Here is a 20776-nt window from a genome sequence, read left to right as displayed (position 1 = left end):
AGTTATCAATTCATAACTTCCTCAATAATTTTTTTTTCGGAAATAAAACCTATTCACTAATTATAGACCAAAAATAAAGTTAAATATATTTTACATATTAATTAAAATATATTATAATAATTACGTGACAAAATAAAATCAAAGGAGAGAATCATGAAAAAAAGATTGTTTAAACAAAGTGGGTTGTTATTGTTTAGTGTTCTATTCTTGTATCCATCAAATGAGGTCCTAGCCTCCCCACCAACAAATGGTGTCATTCCTGATAATAGTCCTGCAATCGAGCAACCTAAACTATTGGAAAGACAAACAAGAACAACGTTACCAAGAATTCATGATCCAAGAACCACGAATAATTTAGCCGTTAAAAACCAAGGCAGTTTGAATATCTGCTGGGCCTTCGCTTCAAATGCAGCATTGGAACATCATTACGAGAAAAAAAATGGAACACCGATTTCCCTTTCTGAACGTCATAGTGATTATTTTTTTGCAAGAAATGCCACTTCTATTTTAAATGAGAACCCTTTAGCTTATAATCGTTACTTAGGGGCAGGTGGACAAGAAGCCGCTACGTTTTACAGTTCAATTCGATGGAAATCTCCAGTTTTAGAAAAAGATATGCCTTTTCAATTATCACTTAAGCCATTGTCCTTGATAGATTTGGATAAACCAACTCCTTTCCATGTCCAAGGAATTGTTGATATACCAAAATTGAGCAAAGACTATACCAATTCTGAACAAGTAGCCAGAGTCAATGAAATAAAAAAAGAAACACTCACCAATGGTGGTGTTACCTTTCGCAACAATGGTAAATATTTACAATCAACGAACGCACACTACAATGCTAAAACTGATTCTTACTTTACTGCGATAAAGAATAATCCAAGTGCTATCAATCATGTGTGTCTAATTGTTGGTTGGGATGATAATTTCAGCAAAAGTAATTTTTCTACCCCGCCATCACAAAATGGTGCGTTTATAGTAAAAAACAGTTGGGGTACTTCATATAATGATGGTGGTTATTTTTATGTGTCATATGAAGATTATCATCTTATGACGAACGACTCACATGCTATCAACTCTATTGAAAACAATAATAATTATACACATCAATATAGTAAAACTGATTTCATTACCCCTAGCACAGAATCAAGTTATTCTATTGATAGTCCACATTACTACCTTAGTAACAACTATGATGCGCCAAAAAATAATCATGAAATTATTAAAGCCATTGGAATTCGTACCGTTCAATATAATACGCCTTATGAAATCTATATAAATCCTAATGGTACTGAAAATAAAAACCTGAAAAATCTGATTAAAGTTGCAGAAGGAATAAAAGAATCACCAGGTTTTGAAACCGTTCGTTTGAAAGAACATATTCCTATTTATAGTAAAGACAAATTTTCAGTTGTAATCAAGTTTAAACGTCCTGATGGTGTAGCTCTTGCATATTTTCCTGCTGAGTTTACTTGGATATCTGATAAAGTAGATGTAAGTAATCAATCGTTTTATTCTTCTAGCCGTTCTGATACTTCTTTAAATTTTCAAAGTCTCAAAACTGACTTTTATATCCATGTTTATACGGATGATTTAAAATAATTACCCGAAGTATCATCAGAATTTTTAACTATAAAAGAAAAAATATGATTATGTATAAAGGAGAATCTCGACAACTAGAAACGGTCATTACTTCAAGCAATTCAACAACTAACAGCCAAATTGAATGATCATGATATAAAGCACCGAAAGAAATAATCGTAAACCATCACGGTACTTCTTTTAATTCGTCTACTCCTCTAAATGAAGGGAGCCCTGTTTTAGCCACTTTATCTGATTCAAATAAAAACTATTATTCACTCACTAACTATATCGGTAACTATACGATTTCCATAAGAAAATGAAGAAGTAAGTAAGAACAAATCAATTTTTTAATGTTCTCACTTACTTCTATTTTATTTAACTACCCATATTTTTTATTTTAATCAAACGAGTAATTTCGCTTCGCTCATTTTCTTCCAGTTTCATCTGGATATAATAAATCGTTTCTTCTAATTGAGGAATCGTCATATATTCTAATGCATTCACTCGACGACGTGTTTTCTCTATCTCTTCTGACATTAGCTGGCATGTTTTCTCCACTTCAGCTAATTCCAACAATTTGGGTAAAATCGTCGAAATCCTATCAAAAACTCCGTCTAATTCTGCATTTGAATTTAGATAGCCATAATTCAATGGTGCTTCGACTACCGTTTCATCATAGTGAAAGTTCATGATTGGTACAGTCACGCTCATGATATTTTTTTCAATCACATCTAGTGTGACTTCATTTGCTGGAATTGCAACTAATTCTTCGATAAAAGCTTCATTCAACGTTGCATTCGCTAATACAAAGTTAGACAAAGCTGTTGTTAATTCTTGTTCTACATCGATCCGTAGTTGATTATTTTTTTTGACAAGTAAAATAAAACGGCGCATCAACTCATCTTGCTTGTCTTTTAATAATTTATGTCCTCGAGTTGCCGTACCTAGTTGTTTCTTTAGACGAGAGAGCTCCATTCGAGTAGGATTCACATTTAGCCGTGCCATGTTCGATCACTCTCCTTCAGTCAGGTATTCATCCAACATATCGTCTTTGATTCGTTTTAATTCCGTTCTTGGCAACATCGATAATAGTTCCCAGCCTAAATCCAACGTTTCATCAATTGAACGATTCGTATAAAAGCCTTGATTTACATACTCTTTTTCAAAACGATCAGCAAATTTAGCATAGATTTTATCGACATCTGAAAGTGCTGATTCGCCTAGGACAACAGCCAATTCCTTCGCTTGCTTCCCTTGTGCATAAGCTGCAAATAATTGATTCATTGTCGGCGCATGATCGATCCGAGTTTTTCCTTCTCCAGTCCCTTTATCTTTTAAACGAGAAAGTGACGGCAGTACATCAATTGGCGGTTGAATCCCGCTTTTATACAGCTCTCTAGATAAAATGATTTGTCCTTCGGTAATGTATCCTGTCAAATCGGGAATTGGATGTGTTTTATCATCTTCTGGCATTGTTAAAATTGGGATCTGTGTTACAGAGCCTTTTAAGCCCCTAATTCGTCCAGCACGTTCATACAATGTGGCTAAGTTCGTATAAAGATAACCTGGATAGCCACGACGTCCTGGAACTTCACGACGCGCTGCAGAGATTTCTCTTAGTGCTTCACAATAATTAGTCATATCTGTCATGATCACTAAAACGTGCATGCCTTTTTCATAAGCTAAATATTCAGCCGCCGTCAATGCCATTCTTGGTGTAGCAATTCGTTCGATTGCTGGATCATTGGCTAAATTCATAAACATTACTGAGCGATCGATAGCGCCAGTTTGACGAAAATCTTCCATGAAAAATTCAGCTTCTTCAAACGTAATGCCAATTGCGGCAAAAACTACAGCAAATTCTTCATCACTGTTTAATACATTTGCTTGCCGAGCAATTTGTGCTGCTAATTCCTTATGGGGTAAACCTGATCCAGAAAAAACTGGTAGCTTTTGCCCTCGAACTAATGTATTTAGATGGTCGATCGCTGAAATTCCTGTTTGAATAAATTCGTCAGGGTAGTCTCTAGCGACTGGATTGATCACTTCACCATTGATATCCACCATTTTTTCAGGTAAAATTTCAGGTCCGTTATCTTTAGGACGTCCTAAACCGTCAAAAATCCGACCAACCATATCTTCTGAAACGCCTAACTCTAATGGATGACCAAGAAAACGGACTTTTGAATCACGCAGATTGATTCCACTCGTTCCTTCAAAAATTTGAACCATTGCTTTGTCACCATTTATTTCAAGCACTTGCCCACGTCTGATCTCTCCATTTTGCATTCGGACTTCGATCAATTCTTCATATTTAACGCCTTCCACTTTTTCAACGATCATTAAGGGACCAACAACTTCATTGATTGTACGATACTCTTTAATCACTTGTCATCCCTCCATCAGCAATAATTTGTTTTAAGGTTAATTTGATATCATCAATTAGACCATCTAATCGGTCAATTTCATCTTCTGGTAAATATTTACTTCTAGCTATTTGATCTCTTAATCCAACGGTTCCAGCCATGATCTCAGACAAATATGCCCCTAATGTCAAAGCAACTTGTCCTTCTTCATAAAAAGTCAAAATCAAGCGAAGCATTTTGTATTGTTTCTCTCTTGAAGTAAAGGTATCAACATCATCAAAAGCGTTTTGCTGCAAGTAATCTTCACGAATCGACTTCGCAACTTCTAGCGTCAAACGATCTTTATCAGATAAAGAATCAATCCCAACAAGGCGAACGATTTCTTCCAATTGCGATTCTTCTTGTAAAATCCTCATCCCTTCCATCACCATATCAGACCAATTCACCTGAAGCTGTTGATCTAAATATTTGCCAACTTCTGAATCATACAAAGAATAACTTTGTAGCCAATTAATGGATGGAAAATGACGTTTTTGTGCCAAAGTCGCATCTAGTCCCCAAAATACTTTGACCACACGCAATGTATTTTGTGTCACTGGTTCAGAAATATCTCCACCCGATGGCGAAACTGCACTGATTGCAGTAATACTGCCTTCACGATGATCCTTACCCAAAGCTACAACTTTGCCGGCACGTTCATAATATTCTGCCAAACGACTGCCTAAATAAGCTGGATACCCTTCATCCCCTGGCATTTCTTCCAAACGGCCACTCATTTCCCGAAGTGCCTCTGCCCACCGGGAAGTTGAATCTGCCATGATCGCAACAGAATAGCCCATATCACGGAAGTATTCAGCAATTGTGATTCCTGTATAGATCGATGCTTCACGCGCTGCTACCGGCATATTAGACGTGTTAGCAATCAAAACGGTGCGTTCCATAACAGATTCACCTGTATTTGGATCAATTAACTCGGGAAACTCATTCAACACATCGGTCATTTCATTTCCACGTTCACCACAGCCAACATAAACCACTAAATCAACATCTGCCCATTTCGCAATTTGATGCTGAACCACTGTTTTACCAGCTCCGAAAGGTCCTGGAACTGCAGCAGCGCCACCTTTAGTTACTGGAAAAAAGGTATCGATCACACGTTGTCCTGTCAATAAAGGAACATCTGGATTTACTTTTTCCAGAATCGGACGACTGCGGCGAACAGGCCATTTTTGCATCATTGTAAATTCTTGATCTCCTATCGATGTTTCAATCACATAAATGGTGTCTTCAATGGTAAATTCACCCTGTTTCACTTCTTTGACCTTCCCTTTGATGCCATATGGAACCATGATCTTGTGTGGGATTACTTTCGTTTCTTGGACGAGCCCAATAATATCTCCTGTTGAAACATTATCTCCTACAGCAACAGTTGGCTCAAACAACCATTTTTTACTTCTGTCTAATGCTGGAATCTGAACGCCTCTACTTAAAAAATTACTTTCTGTTACTTGTGCAAATGTATCTAGTGGCCGCTGAATGCCATCAAACATTTCTGAAATCAATCCTGGCGCCAATTCAACCGATAACGCTTCACCAGTCGTTACGACAGGCTCACCTGGTCCGATGCCTGTTGTTTCTTCATATACTTGAATCGATGCGACGTCTCCCCGCATCTCGATAATTTCTCCGATAACACCTAATTCTCCCACATGGCAAATATCCTGAATACTTGCATCAGACATATTTTTTGCCATGACTAAAGGACCAGATACTTTAATAATTGTACCAGTTTGCAAAATCATTCCTCCTATCAAATGTAGTAATGCTCCTAAAGTCGCTTGTTACGGTTCGACATCATTTCAGTTATTCCTTGTGTTTCTCAGTCGAAAGCTGACTCGTAAAGCTAGATCCCACATATTATTGTAAAGTACTCTAACATCCTACAAAATATTTTGCCCTACTGCTCGCTCCACATTATCTTGTATCTCTTTCAGCCCGATCCCTTTTGTCCCATTATGACTTGGGATCAAAATGATAGCAGGTGTGACTTTACTTTTATAACGTTCAATCGTTTCAACAGCTAATTCAGAAGCATCTTCTGTGATAAAAATGACACCGAAATCATCTTTGGCCATTATTTCAATCGTTTCTCTCACTTGTTTTTCCGAAATTGCGTAGACAACCTCAAAGCCAAAAAGTTTGAAAGGCATCACTGAGTCTCTATCACCGATTACGCCGATCTTATAGGTCATCTGTCATCCTCATCCTTTCTCTAATGACTTCTAGTGGAAAACCACTTCGTTTCCCAACTAAAATCAACCGTAAATTCTTCCACTCCACTTCCTTAGCATTTAGAAATGCCAAGAGTGGCAACGGCCCAAAGGCCATGATTTTTGCTTTGTCATACAAACTTGTTAAATAATTATCTTTAACCTTTTCAAAGGCAATTAAATCTAATTCTTTTGTACTAGTAGAAACAATCGCTGTTAACAGTCCACCGTACGCTGTATTTAATGTAAAATCGGTGAAAGCCTGTAATGATTGTTTGGCATAGGCAAGAAAATTCTCTTTTGCGATCGTCCCTGAACTAGATAAGACAGTTGATAAAAAATTCTCGTGCTGCCCTTGAATAATTCCTCTAGCCATCGTGGATATATTCGTCAAATCAATAAATGCAGCAACTTCTCTCACAATATCTTTATTCTCTAAGGATTCAGCTAATTGGCGCTGAAAGGTCAAAAAATTCCGATCATAAATGATATCGATTGCTTGCAATGTAGATGATTCTTGAAAATAATCCAATACTTCAAGAATAGCATCCATCAAAGCTTCAGGTAATTCTGTAGACACTCGGGTACGAATCGCACTTTTTAGCGTTTCTATAGAATATCGTCCGTCATCTAAAAATAAATAATCCAAGTCCCTACCTGTTAGCTCTGCTTTCGTCAATACTTTCAAATTATGAAAAGTGGCTCTTGACGTATAGATTGTGATCACTTCTGGTTCGGGTGCCATTTCGTACAGCCACTCATACAATTTCCCTTTTTCTTTTGCATAAATATAGTCAAACTTTTCAGCAAAATCATCCGTCATATAAGCGTTGTAAACTGTATTTTTCAAGATATCTTTTAGTTCTTCAACAGTTTTTGCAGTCAATAATTGCTCGTACTGAGCATTGCTTAGCAGTTCTGTTTCTTTAAGACGAATCAAAGGATTGATTTGATTATACGCAGTTTCTTTCATCATGATCCTCCTGTCATAAAAAGTGAAACAAATCATTTCTATTTCTATATCTAATTATTAAAAAGCTTTTTTATCCAATTTAACTCACTATGAGTAAAAGAACCTTTGTTACTGTAAAAGCAATTTCGCTACCTTAAAACTATCTATTTTCTTGATTTCTTGCACAAGGCTAGAAAATAAAAAGTTATACTCAATGCCATCCTTTGCTACGATAAAGCCTCCAGCGTTTGGAATCACTTCTTTTTCTAAAACCAAAACTAGTTTCTCTGGCGAATGTACTTGTAGCCATTGATCAGACAGTTTATTTTTGGAAAACTCTCCTAGTTTCAGACCAGCTCGTCCTTCTATTGGCAGTTGATGAATGATTTGTTCTACAAACTGTTGAAATTCCACTTCCGACCAATCATTCATACGTTCAGTTGCTTCTGTAAAAAGCTGTTCTAGATAACCTTGTTTTTGATTTAAAGTTGCTTGTTTTATGTCTAATTGTTGACGGTTTTGCTTTTGCTTAAAGGCTTTCATAGTTTGCTCTTCATTTTTTTCAATTCGTTTTGCTTCTTGTAAATACAACGCTTCTTCTTGTTCTTGATATTCTTGATCGATCCGCATAATTTCTACTTTTTTTTGCTCAGAAACTTCTATTCGACCTTTTTCTAGAATCTGTTCGACAATTTTTTCAATTGCATCCATTTTTATCCTCCTACTACTTCACATTTAGTACAAGTAAGAATGAGATAACAAACCCTAAAATGGCATATGTTTCAACCATCGCAGCATAAATGATCCCTTTTGTTGCGTGTTCGGGTTTTTTAGCTAAAATTTGAATACCAGCCGCTGCAACACGACCTTGAGCGATACCAGAAAACAAACCCGCAAAAGCAATCGGTAAAGACGCTACAAAATAATCCAATCCCTGAACCATTGACATGCTGTTATCTAAATTAATAAAAATCAAGAACGCGATAACGAATCCGTACAACCCTTGCGTACCTGGTAATAATTGTAAAATCAATGCTTGACCAAATTTTTCTGGTTGTTCAGTCGTTAATGCTGCCGCAGCTTCCCCGGTAAAACCAACCCCTTTAGCAGAACCGATCCCAGCTAAAATTGTTGCCATTGCCATTCCTAAAACGGCGAAAAGAATGCCGCCATTGTTGTTAATTAAGTAATCTATCATGTTTTTTATTCCTCCATCAGTCTTTTACTTTTGATTTTTTTTCAATGTTCATATATTTTTCTTCAGCTTTTAGTGGATTAAATGCCCGTCCACCGCCAGTATAAAATTTTCCGAAAAACTCTACATATTGCAATCGTGCACCATGTACATAAGCACTTAGTAAACTTAAAAAGAGATTCAATGCATGTAAGGCTATGATCAATACAATCCCAACGGTAAAGCGTGCAGCAGGCGGCATAAATTCTACTAACATATTAAATGCTGCCGCAATACTTCCACCAGAAATACCTAAAGCCATCAAACGCGTATAGCTAACTAGATCACCAATATACCCTGTCAAACCATATAGGCCATATAACCCTTTGGCTAACCCTTTGACTTTTGATTTTGATTGAATGATTGGTACGACAATGATCGATAAGGCTGAAATAGCAGCTACAACGATTCCCACTGTAACAAACCCATCATTACTAAAAATCAACATACCTAAAACTACGATCACTAGCCCGATCAGTAACCCTTGCCATGCAAAACTTTCACTGATACTTTCTAAATAACGCTTACGCTTCGTTAACTCGATCCCATTGACCATCAAACCAGTCAATAACTGGATAAATCCGAAAACAACCGATAAAATCAAAATTGTATTCACATCTTCCGTGGTTGATAAAATAGGAAACGGGAGCTGTATTCCGAATAATACTTTGGGTAAAGTAGCACCAAAAAACGAGCCATATATAAACCCCCAGATAATCGTCGGAAATGATAAGATCAGAAAGAAATCTGCAAATCGCTTCATTCCACGTGGTAAAACCATTAATTTGAGTGCAAGCAATGCTCCCACTAACATAATCAGTCCATAGCCAATATCGGCTACCATCATCCCAAAAAACACCATGTAAAAAGGCGTCATGATCGGCGTTGGATCAATCTCATCGTATTTGGGCAAACTATACATTTCTGTCAGCATCTCAAATGGTGCTACTACAGAATTGTTTTTTAACTTCACTGGAATGTCCAATTGAATTTCATCATCTGTAGGTAAGTCAAAAACGATATAAAGTTCATCTTTTGGCCTATTTTCTTGCAAGACAGTCAATAACTCGTTTTTTTCGTCTATAGGAATCCACCCCTGCATAATGAAAAAGTAAGAAGTGTTCAAGAGATGCTTTTTAGCCGCTTCACGATGAATAAAAGCGTAAGTCATCTCTTCAGCTAAATATAACTCTTCTAAATAAGCATGATAAGAAGACAATTTAACTTTTAATTGCTTTTCTTCTTCTACAAGTGCAGCCAGTTTTTCTTTATTTTGTTGATATGCTTCCTTAGGCAAACGATCGTATGGATAATTAAATTCGTTAAAGCTATATTTTGCAATAACCTCCGCTACTTCAGCAGTTTGATTCTTTAAATAGAGTAAACTGTAATATATATGATTTTGGCTGTGATAAATTTCCTCTACATAAACAGAATTCACATTTGCTAAATCTGCTAAGAAAAGGGACTGGTTCGCAGCATTGATTGAGCCCAATAAAAGATTGCTACTTTCCAATACATTTTTTTTGGGAATTACATCTAAATATTGCCAACGAGCCAACCATTTTTCTTTTGTTACTAATTCTTTCCTTGTTGATGCAAGTCTAGTTAACTCATTTTTAAGAAAGGCAATTTCTCTTAGATACTTACTGATTTTAGGTTCATCAAACTTTTTTTCTAACGAACCCAAAGTCAGGACTTGCCTTTTTATTCTTTTCTTTTTGGAGGACTTCTCTGAAAATCGTTCAATAAAAGTTAATGCTTCTTGAATTTCAGATAACATTGCTTCAAAATGTTTTTGCTGCGTTGGATCTTCCTTCAACAACGTTGAAGCAAAATGTTTTTCTATATAAGAGCTATCTACATTTGAATGAAAAAAATCTTTGACCTCGATCGTTTGCAGTCCTTGTATAGCTTGAAGAATCTCTTCTTCTTTTTCAGACGCAGCAATAATTGTCATTTTTTCCATTTTATTGACTGCCATAGATTTCTTTCACCCTTTCTATTACATAATCAATGATCGAGTCTTTATTTTTTTCATATTTTTTTTCGAAATCTTTATTTTGTTCTTTTGCTTCACTTAATAGCAGGTCCTTTTCTTTTTGCAGTTGTTGTTCTTTTTGTGTCTCTAACTCTTGAAGTAAACACGTTACTTTTTTTTGACTTTCCTCTTTTTTTTGCTTTAAAGCATCTGTTTTTTCTTGCTCGTATACAGTAAGTTCTTCTTTAACTAGTTGTCTCATTACTTCTACGTCTTTTTCTGCTTCACGAATTTTGTCCAAAGCTTCTAAAACCATTTTTTCACCCCTATCTTTTAAGTCGTTCTTCTTCCATTTTATTATTGTACGTATCAGCCTTTATTACAATCAAAAAGGGAATAATCTGCACTTTAACTGACAAAAAGCACAAACTTATTCCCTTAAAAAATAAAAAAGGGCATAAGTTCAAAAAAACATTCTTCTCACCCCTTGAAGAACCTGATCCTTGAAGCTTACGCCCAACCATTTTATTTGTATAATCTTATCTTAGCAAAAATAATCTGAAATTACAACTTCTTTACAAGTAAACTTTATCTAACTAAAAAAGCTAGGAAAGAAGTTTTACTCATGAGAGCAAACAAAAAACTTATTGTTAGAATAGATTTGTCTTACTCTCCTATTTTTCAGAAAAAAAATACTTCCAAATCATAGTATGAACGTCCGATACGCTCCATGAGCGTCTCTTTCCAGACGTCTGTAAACCAATCATATTTTATTTGATCGATAATACTCTTTTTCAACCCATCCTTCATCAACAGATCATCAATCTCATCTGCATAAAATGAACTTAACAGTGTTAGCATCTTTGTGTTATTATGTTGTTGAAATCTATAAATGCGTCCTTGTTCTATGTAATAAAACCAATGATTTATCACCACCACAAACCGTTCTTCTTTATTTTCTAATAGTGTGATAAACATTTTAGGTGTAATTTTTTTCATATTTATTTGCTCCTCCATATACACTAAATTATTCCACTGCTTATTCTATCATATCTCTTCCTGATCTGATGATTATTTAAATCATTCAGCAAAAACAACAATCCTTCTAAACAATCTTTTTGTTTAAAATTACGGACTATTTGATATAATAAAAGTAGAGTCTATTAAGCTAACGATTGGAGAACAACTAAATGAAACAAAATTTAATCAAAATAACGACGACTTTCCATAATACATGGTTGGTCGATCAGAAAAAAGATCTTTTTTCTGAAGAAAATAATATATTATTTGGCGATACACTTCGTTTGTCTATTTAAAAAAACGATTCTTATTATTTTTCTGAGGAAATTGCACTAACTTATTATAAAGAGATTCTGGTTACAGAAGAACCGACCGAAAGCGAAAGTGCCTTTTTCTATTATATGAAAAAAGTTCAAGAAAAAGTTTACTCAAAATCTTTAGCAGAAAATTATCAGATAGAACAGTATTTAAGTGAAACATAAGCCAAAGACATTTTTGCTAAAGATTCTTAAAAAAACAAATAATAGCCTCTGATTTACTTCATTCAACAGGAAAAGTAAATCAGAAGCTATTATTTTGCACTTTTTTTGTTACGCACTTTTTACTTATACATTTAGTTTTTTTAGTTAAATTATTTGTTTACATCATTGTCTTCTAAAACTCAAATATAAGGCACCTTAATAATCTATCTAGCCCCCACCAGTAATAACAAATACAGAAATAACAATAGAGACTAGAGCCATTAATGATAGCATTAGCGCACCCCCAAATCATTTTTTTTCGGATCAACGTTTGCAAACAAATAATTTTCCTTAAGTAAAGAATAACAAACAGACTCGAAAAAATAAAGTAGAAATATTGAAAAGTGCGAAATTGGCATAAAAACCTAATATATTACATTTTTTTTTATTAAAAACAAGAATTTTATGATTACTCCATGCTATAATCGCATAAGAAGGGAGAGAAACGCTTGAATATCATAGAAACCTTACGTTTTTTTAGATTAAAATTGAAACTTACACAAAGAGAAATGATGTCAGAATACACAGATCCTTCTACGTATTCAAAAATTGAAAGTGGTAAGCGTTCTTTAAAAGTAAATGAATTGGAAGAAATATTAGGACAGATTTCTATTAATGCGGATGAATTCTTTAGTTTTACAACTTTCGACAAAGAGCAACAAGATTTTAGAGAATTTTTTTATTATTGTGGCGCTCACTTAGAGAATAAAACAACCAAACAAAAATTATTAACTTACTTTTATTCATTAAATGATAAAAGAGAAAAAAACTTAAGAGAACTGTCAAACTATATAGCGATTAAGAATTTTTTCCACGCGCACTGGAAAGAGGTCGAGCCAATTACATCAGAAGAAGTCAATGATATTTTTGAAGAACTATTAAAAAAATCATTTTATCTTCAATATGACTATGTAATCACTGCGAACTTAACTCGTTTTTTTAGCGCAAAACAAGCTGATTTATTGGTTGCTCGAATGTTTCCCATCAAATATGAGGAACAGCGAGACTTCACTACTAAAAAATTTGCCTATAATATTCTGATTAATCTAATCTCCTTAAAATTGTATGCCAAAGATTATATTGGTGCTGAAAAATATATCAGATTAGCTAAGAAACAAGATAAACAAAGTGAAAATTATAGTTTCAGATTGAATTTGCAGTATTTGTCGAACCTTCTAAATTACATTCGTGAAGGCGAACCCTTTTATATGGAACGTGTCTATGATTTCATTCACTTACTAGAAAATACTGGAGATACTTTGCAGGCTGCACAAGTAAAAAAAGAAGTAAAGATTCTCACCCATGAAAAAGATGGTGAAAAATTATTAAGCAGCTATTCAGTTGGACTTTTAAAAGAAACTTAGTCTATTTTATGTTTTGAAATCACCTTAAAACAAGAATATCCCACCTTTTTCAAGGTGGGATAAGGAGTATTACTCGGATTGAGTAAAATGAAATACTGTTAGGGTACATTTATAATACTACACCATGTTATCAATTTCAACCCTTTAGTTCACTTTTTATTCAAAGTCTTTTCGCCTCTCTATTTTGATACTACTAGTCCAATTATTTTCATAATTATTATTTTTTCTGTTAAAATAAAGAAAAAAGATAAAGAAGGCGACATAAATTGAATGTTATATTTAGAAAAAACGGAATTATAATTATATTTTTAATATTGATTAGTATTACTTCTATCTTTCCTTATTTTTTTAATAACTATATTTTCAGTCAAGATGACCTTTTATTTCACAGAACCAGATTAGAAAGCTACACCTTAGCGGTAAAGCATTTAGATTTTTTCCCACGCATCTTTCCTACAATGGGGCTAAATTTTGGATACGGTGCTGATTTATTTTATCCTTCTATTTTATTGCTGCCATTTGCACTTTTTAGAATTGGTGGATTCTCTTTCGTATCTTCTTACTACCTATTTCAACTATTTATCAGCTTTATTACAGCTATTATCTCTTATTATTTTTTCTATTCTATACACCATTCAAAAAAATCATCCTTACTATTTTCTTGTTTTTATACGCTATCTACCTATCGTTTAATCGATCAGTCTGTGAGAGCTGCACTTGGTGAAACATTAGCATTTGCCTTTTTACCTTTATTAGTCTTAGGTATTTACACCCTTTTTTATACGCATCAACATCACTGGAAGCTGCTCGCAATAGGAATGAGCTTGTTGATTGCCAGTCATTTGATCACAGCTTTTTATTCTTTTCTCTTGCTACTTATTTTTCTCATATTCAATTGGAAAAAGTGCAAGCTAGCTCAGCTAAAAAGCCTTACTAAAGCTTTCTTATTAACAGTTGGTTTATCCGCCTGGTTTTTATTCCCTTATCTAGAACAAATCGAACAGCTAAAATTTAATTTTAACAACACCACATTATGGGCGAACGGTTTGCATTTTAGTTTAGGCGATTTATTTATAAATAGTCTTACCAACTTAAGTGCCCCGTTTACCGAACTAAAACCGAATATCGGCTTGTTTCTCTTAGTAACCATTATCGCTGCTCTATTTAGTTACCCTAAACTCACAAAAACGAATCAACGACTTACGTTACTGACTCTTTTTGTTATTTTACTGGCTACTAATCTTTTCCCATGGGCATTTTTTAAAACATCAATCCTAGCAACGATTCAATTTCCTTGGAGACTATTATTATTTGCTTCTTTTTTTGCTAGTCTACTTGCAGTTTATTTGATCGAACAATTTCAACTGGATTCTAAAAAAGAGTTTCTAATATTTATTGCATTATCTATTTTTTTAACAATTGGATTTAATAGTAATAATTTAGTGCAAGCTCGCATTCAAAACAATGTGACCGTGACAAATGAAAATTTTTCTGATTTTTATGAATCGGAAATCGGTCATGGGAAAGAATATTTAGTAAAAGACACTGACTTCAAAAAATATTTTGCCAGTCCCGCTCTGATTATTGATGGCGTTCCTTCTACCACTAATTTTTCTGATCCAAGTAGCAACAAATATAATTATAACCACTTTACGTTACGAACTAATGGTACTCAAGAAGTCCAACTACCCAAGTTTTTCTATAAAGGCTATGAAGTCATTGATAATCAAAAAGTGATTCCTAACTATAATAAAGCAGGACTCGTTACTGTAAAACTTAATGAAGGGGAGCATGCTCTTTCTATTTCATATAAGAAAACATTGGTTCAAAAAATTTCGGTTATTTTTTCAATATTGATTTTTGGGATACTATGCTTTCAATATATAGGTAAAAAAATACTCAACAAGTGATACAGTTTCTCTTTTCAAATTTCGCTGTATAGACTCAGTCAATTGAAAGCGAAGGAAACGTCAAGAAATAAGATGGAAGTTCTTCTTATTTCTTGACGTTAGATAGTTGAACTGTGTCCTTCTTTCGAAAAAGGTAAACAGCCATCGCAAATAGTTGCTAAATGATTTATTCTGCTCTTCTTCCTTCTATTTGCTCAGTCTAGGTCTAGTCGTATTTTCTTTGATTTACTTCTCAAACTAAACATTCCATCAACGGCTTTTCAGTCTGTAATTTTCGCGAATAACTTTGTATTGATTGTAGTCGGACAAATTCTTATTGGAAGTGGATCTTTTAATTTTTTCGTTTGTTGTGCAATTAGAGCAAGTTATTACACTTAGCAGTAAAAAGCCCCGTATTCTTTTACGTTTCGTCATCTTCTTCAATCTTTCGCACTATTTTGGCTGGACTTCCTACTACAACCACATTATCAGGAACATCCTTTGTTACTGTTGAATCCGCAGCAACAATCGAATTCTCTCCAATAGTAATGCCTGGTAAAACCGTCACATTTGCCCCAAGCCACGCATTTTTCTTAATACAAATCGCCTCTACTTTAATTCCGCGTCTTTTTTCGGGGGAAATCAAATGATTCACTGTAATTAATCTAGAACCTGGACCAATTAACACCTGATCTTCAATCGTAATACCACCCAAATCAACAAACGTAACATTTTGATTAATAAAAATATCTTTGCCAAAAGTGATATGTTTCCCAAAATCAGTATAGAAAGGTTGAGAAATTTTTACCGATGAATCAATTGTTTGTCCAGTAATTCTCCCTAAATACTGTAAAACCTCTTCATTGGAATAATATTTTGCATTCAACAACATTATTAATCGTTCATTATCCTGTTTGACCAAATGGATTTCTTTAAATAAGGGCGAATCTTTTAATATCTCTTTCCCTATAATCTTCTGCTGTAACTCTAAAGCTGACATTCATTTTCCCTCCTTACATATTCGTTCATTTTTCACTATCCAAATTATACCTAAACCCGTTATACTTAACTAATACCAATTAAATATATATAACTATTCATTTTAGTTATAGGAGGGAATAGTCAATGGAACTTCGTGTTTTAACCTATTTTTTAACTGTTGCAAGCGAAAAAACAATTAGTAAAGCCGCTGAAGTCTTACATCTGTCCCAGCCGACTCTTTCAAAACAATTAAAAGAATTAGAAGAAGAGCTCGGTGTTACATTATTTACTAGAGGAAATCGATTTATCACTTTAACGGAAGATGGTATCTATTTAATGAATAGAGGAAAAGAAATTCTATCTTTAGTTGAGTCAACAACAACAAACCTCATTAAAAATGAAATAATCAGTGGACGAATAACGATCGGTGGCGGAGAAACACAAGCGTTTGAGTTTCTTGGTCGTATTTTTCACGATCTTAGAAACGACTACCCGGAAATTGACATCCATCTTTATAGTGGAAATGCTGATGATGTATTAGAAAAAATTGATACAGGGCTTTTAGATTTTGGACTCGTTATTGACCCTGTAGAAAAACAAAAATACGAATATATTCGGCTACCTCTAATCGATTCTTGGGGAATATTAGTCAATAACTTGCATCCTCTTGCGAACCTAGACAAAGTTCAACCAAAAGATATTCAACGTACACCTTTGCTCATTTCAAACCAATCATTGGTTGATAATCAACTCTCCGAATGGCTTGGTGGAAATATGGATCATTTTAATGTGATTGGTACTTATAACTTACTTTACAATGCTTCACTGTTGGTGAAAGAGAATGTCGCCAGTGTTCTTTGTATCGATGGTATTGTGAATACAACCAATACAAATCTAACGTTTGTTCCTTTCTCACCTCCATTGAGTGCAAATGTCAATCTTGTTTGGAAAAAAGATCAATTCTTTTCACGGGCTTCAAAAGAATTCTTACGCATGATTAAAGCTTCACTGTAATCGTTCACTTGTATAACGATCAAAAGTCGTGTTTTATAAAATTCAATTATTTATGAAAATAGCCTTAAGCTGAAGCTTCATGATGTTGAATACAAAATTTTGATGAGAGAAAGGATAATCATTTAGAAATTTCTATAAAATTATTCTTTTCAAAAGTGGATATAATGTAGGCTTTCAGCAGGATTACACCAAAAATTAATATCATGGTGATTTAGACTTTGAGTAATAACAAAACAAGTAGATAACTTTTACGCTATCTACTTGTTTTGTTATTATCTCCGTCCTGCGGAAAAACGACCGGATGAGCTTCTACTACTAGAAGATGTATAATTTGAATTACTTCGAGAACTTGTCTGCCTTGATCTACCTGAACTTGATCTTGCCCCTACAAAACCACCGCCACTTATAAATGAACCTCCTGGATCAAGTGGTGCCTCATTTTTTAATTGTGGTGCTTTTGCTGCCACATTATACACGACTATGTGGTCTCGATAAAATACTTCGCTAGGCGATAAATCCTCGGCTGATGCCACCACTGGTAATAAAGCATTCAACATTAACCAAAAAAACTACTAAACTACCACTTATAAACAATCTCTTTTTCACAAAGAAACGTTTAAATATGTAACGGATAAAAAGAAATACACGAATAACGCACATTAACATTCATTTAGACCAACTTACTTCTTTTTATTGTCGGATTCACGACTTCTTAATATTTTTAATAGTTCAAGAACTATAATTATTGATTAATGAATTTAATTTACGCTGATACTTAACGCCGTTTTTTTTATTTCTAATACAAAATCAGTAACTTTTGCATTACTTCCTTTTTCTCCCATTTACTAAAAAATAAAAAAACAGCCATAAACCCTTATAAAAAGGCGTTTATAACTATTTCTTCGTTTCAACTTTTCTTCTCACATTTACTAAAAATGGAGACGGCGGGAGTCGAACCCGCGTCCAAACACATTGTCACTTAAACTTCTACGCTCATAGTCATACTATTTTAAGGCTTCGCTGAAGTTCATGCCGCATAACAGGCCCAAACTCTCGCTAGTCTGATGATCTCTTTTAAATTTTACAGACGGAAAAATTTAACGTATCCCACTTAATTTGAGACCCTTACCCGAGCACATGGGCGATGCCGGGAGGATCTTCACCCGCTGTTTTTACGCAGCTAGAGCGAAAGTAGTGTTTTCGTTTTTAGCAGTTATATTTAACTGTAACGTTTTTACGTAGACGTAACCTACGAAACGCGATTCAAGCTCAACTATGCCTGTCGAATCCGTAACGTCCCCGTTATGATTGATAGCATATTTTATGCTTTGCTTAGTATAACATATTTTTCCAGACTTTCAAAGGAGTAGAGGCTGATTTACTGCCTCGTTATTCATACATGATAACAAAAGAAACTGACAATGGCGCAACCATTCTAAAAATCAGTGACCTGTCCCAAATGTATTGACAAGAATCGTTCCAATCACAATAAAACCAATACCAATGATCGTAGGGGTATTGATTTGTTCTTTCCAATATATCACGGAAAAAATAGTGATCAATATGATCCCGATCGCTCCCCATAACGCATAGGCTACATTTAAAGGCATATATTTGATTGCTTTAGATAAACTGTAAAAACAAACAATATAAGCAATCAAGCATTCAACTGATGGTAGTAATTTGCTGAACCCATCTGTTGCCTTTAATAAATTTGTTGCAATGACCTCACTTATTATAGCAACAAATAGATACAAGTATCCAATCACATAACTCTCCTCCTCCATTACTTACTCTAAAAAATCATCGAAAGATTTAGTCATTCAACATCCCTCGATGATTCTTATTCGACTATATGTAATCGCACCGATATAAACTCAACGATCTACAGTGTAATTTAATATCCTGTTGATTCCAAATTTATCTATGACCATCCCATATTTTTTAGACCAAAAAGTTTCCCCAAACGGCATTGTTATTTGCCCATCTTCTGATAAACTGGCGAAAAACAGATCAAGCTTTGCTTCATCATCCGTATTGATCACTAAAGAAACATTATTGCCTCTCACAAACGTCAGCCCATTCCGTCTGGAACATCTGAAAACATAACCGGAACTCCTTCTATCGTCATCGACGCATTGACGATCAAGTCTTTCCATGCTTCAGGTGTGGGGTGTTCTGGATCTTCGGGAGCATCGGCAAAAGTCATGACTTCTTCGCTTTTTACATCGAATACTTTTTCTTAAAATGCAATTGCGGCAGCTGCATCATTCTTAAAGTTCAGATACACTTTTAACATGTTCATCATCCTCTCAATCGATTCTTTCGATTATCTCATGTGAAAATAGATTAGGCGAAAGGAATGCTCCGTTTTCAGGAAAAATCTGTATTGTTTAAGAGCGCTGTAACAAATTGTTCCAAATACTCTTGATCTATTTCATCATAGCCATCTGTCACTGAACTATCCAAATCTAAAACACCAAACAACGTTCCTGCTTTGACCAGTGGTACAACAATTTCTGATCGTGCAGCAGAATCACACGAAATATAGTTTTTATGATTTTTCACATCAGTCACAATCACCGTCTCTCGCTTTTCAGCAGATTCGCCGCAGACTCCTTTCCCCATTTTGATTCGGGTACAAGAGACTTTACCTTGAAACGGTCCCAAAACTAATTCTTCTCCTGTAAACAAATAATAACCAGCGAAAACTGTATTCGGTAAGGCATCCGCCAACAATGCTGAAGAATTTGCTAAATTGGCAATTTTATCCTGTTCAATTTCAATGATTGCAGCTTGTTGTTGGACTAGAAGTTCATACGCCTCTATTTTCTCTTTTTTGCTTTTCCACATTGTTCATTCACGCTCTTTTCCATCTGGAATCAGTACTATTGCTATTCATTTTATTATAGCATAAATTTATCTTTAAGAGTTTTCATTGATTTTCAATTATTCTGTATCTTATTTCCATTTTTTCTCATATTGAAGTTCATACTCTTCATAACAACTTCAAATGAATTCACACTTTTTTCAACCTTTTTTATGTTTGATTTAATCTATTAAGGCTATAGTTTAATCATAGTAAACAACCAATAATTTTGTGGATGAACGTGGTGTTAAAACTCTTTGAGGACTAACGGATGTTTATTCTCGACCTGATGAGGTGTAGGTTCGAATCCTACCGTCCACGTATGTGCACTCTATGTACTTAATCCTATATACAAATCTGATGAAAGGAATGAGGTATTATGAAAAAGATTTTGGTTACAGGAGCAACATTATCAGCAATTATGTTTGCTGCTCTTTCATTTTTAAAACACAGTCCGAAACCTCACCATGATTATAGTAAATTATAATAAGAAAGTTGTCTTGAGCATAACATGTCCAAGACAACTTTTTTTCGTATACTTTTAAACAGAAATTCTTAGTTCGTCAAATCTTCCCCATTTGTCGCAATGACTTTTTTATACCAGTCAAATGATTTTTTCTTCGAACGTTTCAAGGTGCCATTTCCTTCGTTATCGCGATCGACATAAATGAATCCATAGCGTTTTTTCATTTCGCCAGTTCCAGCTGAAACAAGATCGATACAGCCCCATG

General features: G+C 34.5%; 20 protein-coding genes, 1 other RNA gene, 1 pseudogene and 1 other annotated feature. Of the genes and pseudogenes, 5 read left to right on the top strand and 17 right to left on the bottom strand.

The window, feature by feature from the left end:
• Positions 1–153: 153 nt before the first annotated feature.
• Positions 154–1602, top strand: a complete 1449-nt coding sequence (locus tag BCR24_RS06050; RefSeq protein ID WP_069639673.1) for a C1 family peptidase — start codon at positions 154–156, stop codon at positions 1600–1602.
• A 357-nt stretch (positions 1603–1959) separates the two neighbouring features.
• Here BCR24_RS06050 and BCR24_RS06045 read toward each other — a convergent pair whose 3' ends face one another.
• The 10 genes from BCR24_RS06045 to BCR24_RS06000 form a co-directional block, all read right to left on the bottom strand.
• On the bottom strand, positions 1960–2589 hold the full coding sequence (locus tag BCR24_RS06045; protein ID WP_069639672.1) for a V-type ATP synthase subunit D: 630 nt from the start codon (positions 2587–2589) through the stop codon (positions 1960–1962).
• Positions 2590–2595: 6 nt separating this feature from the next.
• On the bottom strand, positions 2596–3972 hold the full coding sequence (locus BCR24_RS06040; RefSeq protein ID WP_069639671.1) for a V-type ATP synthase subunit B: 1377 nt from the start codon (positions 3970–3972) through the stop codon (positions 2596–2598).
• On the bottom strand, positions 3965–5746 hold the full coding sequence (locus BCR24_RS06035; protein ID WP_069639670.1) for a V-type ATP synthase subunit A: 1782 nt from the start codon (positions 5744–5746) through the stop codon (positions 3965–3967). The genes BCR24_RS06040 and BCR24_RS06035 overlap by 8 nt, the downstream gene beginning before the upstream one ends.
• 144 nt (positions 5747–5890) lie before the next feature.
• A complete protein-coding gene (locus BCR24_RS06030) occupies positions 5891–6202 on the bottom strand; it encodes a V-type ATP synthase subunit F (protein ID WP_069639669.1) in 312 nt (103 codons plus the stop codon).
• On the bottom strand, positions 6192–7193 hold the full coding sequence (locus BCR24_RS06025) for a V-type ATPase subunit (protein ID WP_069639668.1): 1002 nt from the start codon (positions 7191–7193) through the stop codon (positions 6192–6194). Before BCR24_RS06025 ends, BCR24_RS06030 begins: the two co-directional genes overlap by 11 nt.
• A 108-nt stretch (positions 7194–7301) precedes the next feature.
• Positions 7302–7883, bottom strand: coding sequence for a hypothetical protein (locus BCR24_RS06020; protein WP_069639667.1), 582 nt, complete (start codon positions 7881–7883; stop codon positions 7302–7304).
• A 13-nt stretch (positions 7884–7896) separates the two neighbouring features.
• Positions 7897–8370 carry a V-type ATP synthase subunit K gene (locus BCR24_RS06015; RefSeq protein WP_069639666.1) on the bottom strand — a complete coding sequence of 158 codons (474 nt, stop codon included), beginning with the start codon at positions 8368–8370 and terminating at the stop codon, positions 7897–7899.
• Positions 8371–8386: 16 nt separating this feature from the next.
• Positions 8387–10390, bottom strand: coding sequence for a V-type ATP synthase subunit I (locus BCR24_RS06010; protein WP_069639665.1), 2004 nt, complete (start codon positions 10388–10390; stop codon positions 8387–8389).
• Entirely contained in the window at positions 10377–10703 is a 327-nt protein-coding gene (locus BCR24_RS06005) for a hypothetical protein (protein ID WP_069639664.1), read from the bottom strand. Before BCR24_RS06005 ends, BCR24_RS06010 begins: the two co-directional genes overlap by 14 nt.
• Before the next feature lie 158 nt (positions 10704–10861).
• Positions 10862–10909 (bottom strand) — a sequence feature (sodium ion sensor (DUF1646 type); this cis-regulatory element may regulate processes involved in with the transportation of sodium ions).
• 159 nt (positions 10910–11068) lie between these two features.
• Positions 11069–11386, bottom strand: coding sequence for a hypothetical protein (locus tag BCR24_RS06000; RefSeq protein ID WP_069639663.1), 318 nt, complete (start codon positions 11384–11386; stop codon positions 11069–11071).
• A 191-nt stretch (positions 11387–11577) separates the two neighbouring features.
• Between BCR24_RS06000 and BCR24_RS17260 the strand changes: the two genes are divergently transcribed.
• The 3 genes from BCR24_RS17260 to BCR24_RS05985 all read left to right on the top strand — a co-directional run bounded on the left by BCR24_RS17260 (position 11578) and on the right by BCR24_RS05985 (position 15202).
• Positions 11578–11703, top strand: coding sequence for a hypothetical protein (locus BCR24_RS17260; RefSeq protein ID WP_275579449.1), 126 nt, complete (start codon positions 11578–11580; stop codon positions 11701–11703).
• 674 nt (positions 11704–12377) lie between these two features.
• Complete coding sequence (locus tag BCR24_RS05990; RefSeq protein WP_069639662.1) at positions 12378–13292, top strand: helix-turn-helix domain-containing protein; 915 nt, start codon at positions 12378–12380, stop codon at positions 13290–13292.
• Between the two features lie 458 nt (positions 13293–13750).
• Positions 13751–15202: a YfhO family protein gene (locus tag BCR24_RS05985; RefSeq protein ID WP_239574247.1), complete on the top strand. Its 1452-nt coding sequence runs from the start codon at positions 13751–13753 to the stop codon at positions 15200–15202.
• Between the two features lie 400 nt (positions 15203–15602).
• Here BCR24_RS05985 and BCR24_RS05980 read toward each other — a convergent pair whose 3' ends face one another.
• Positions 15603–16181: a DapH/DapD/GlmU-related protein gene (locus BCR24_RS05980; RefSeq protein ID WP_069639660.1), complete on the bottom strand. Its 579-nt coding sequence runs from the start codon at positions 16179–16181 to the stop codon at positions 15603–15605.
• 125 nt (positions 16182–16306) lie between these two features.
• Between BCR24_RS05980 and BCR24_RS05975 the strand changes: the two genes are divergently transcribed.
• On the top strand, positions 16307–17176 hold the full coding sequence (locus BCR24_RS05975) for a LysR family transcriptional regulator (RefSeq protein ID WP_069639659.1): 870 nt from the start codon (positions 16307–16309) through the stop codon (positions 17174–17176).
• Between the two features lie 272 nt (positions 17177–17448).
• Here the strand turns inward: BCR24_RS05975 and BCR24_RS16665 are convergent, their stop codons facing one another.
• From BCR24_RS16665 to BCR24_RS16400, 6 genes and pseudogenes are all read right to left on the bottom strand, one after another.
• Positions 17449–17733, bottom strand: a complete 285-nt coding sequence (locus tag BCR24_RS16665) for a hypothetical protein (protein ID WP_141707033.1) — start codon at positions 17731–17733, stop codon at positions 17449–17451.
• A 376-nt stretch (positions 17734–18109) separates the two neighbouring features.
• Positions 18110–18477, bottom strand: a transfer-messenger RNA (tmRNA) gene (gene ssrA, locus BCR24_RS05970).
• Positions 18478–18618: 141 nt separating this feature from the next.
• On the bottom strand, positions 18619–18942 hold the full coding sequence (locus BCR24_RS05965; protein WP_069639707.1) for a DMT family transporter: 324 nt from the start codon (positions 18940–18942) through the stop codon (positions 18619–18621).
• 111 nt (positions 18943–19053) lie between these two features.
• Positions 19054–19484: pseudogene (locus tag BCR24_RS05960) on the bottom strand (VOC family protein).
• Positions 19485–19549: 65 nt separating this feature from the next.
• Positions 19550–20029: a GAF domain-containing protein gene (locus BCR24_RS05955; RefSeq protein ID WP_069639658.1), complete on the bottom strand. Its 480-nt coding sequence runs from the start codon at positions 20027–20029 to the stop codon at positions 19550–19552.
• A 571-nt stretch (positions 20030–20600) separates the two neighbouring features.
• A partial coding sequence (locus BCR24_RS16400) for a family 1 glycosylhydrolase (RefSeq protein WP_141707032.1) occupies positions 20601–20776 on the bottom strand: 176 nt, incomplete at its 5' end.

Origin of the sequence: Enterococcus ureilyticus (assembly GCF_001730315.1) — a bacterium.
Lineage (GTDB): Bacteria > Bacillota > Bacilli > Lactobacillales > Enterococcaceae > Enterococcus_L > Enterococcus_L ureilyticus.
The sequence above is the reverse complement of the archived record's forward strand: the minus strand, read 5'-3'. Positions and strand labels throughout refer to the sequence as shown.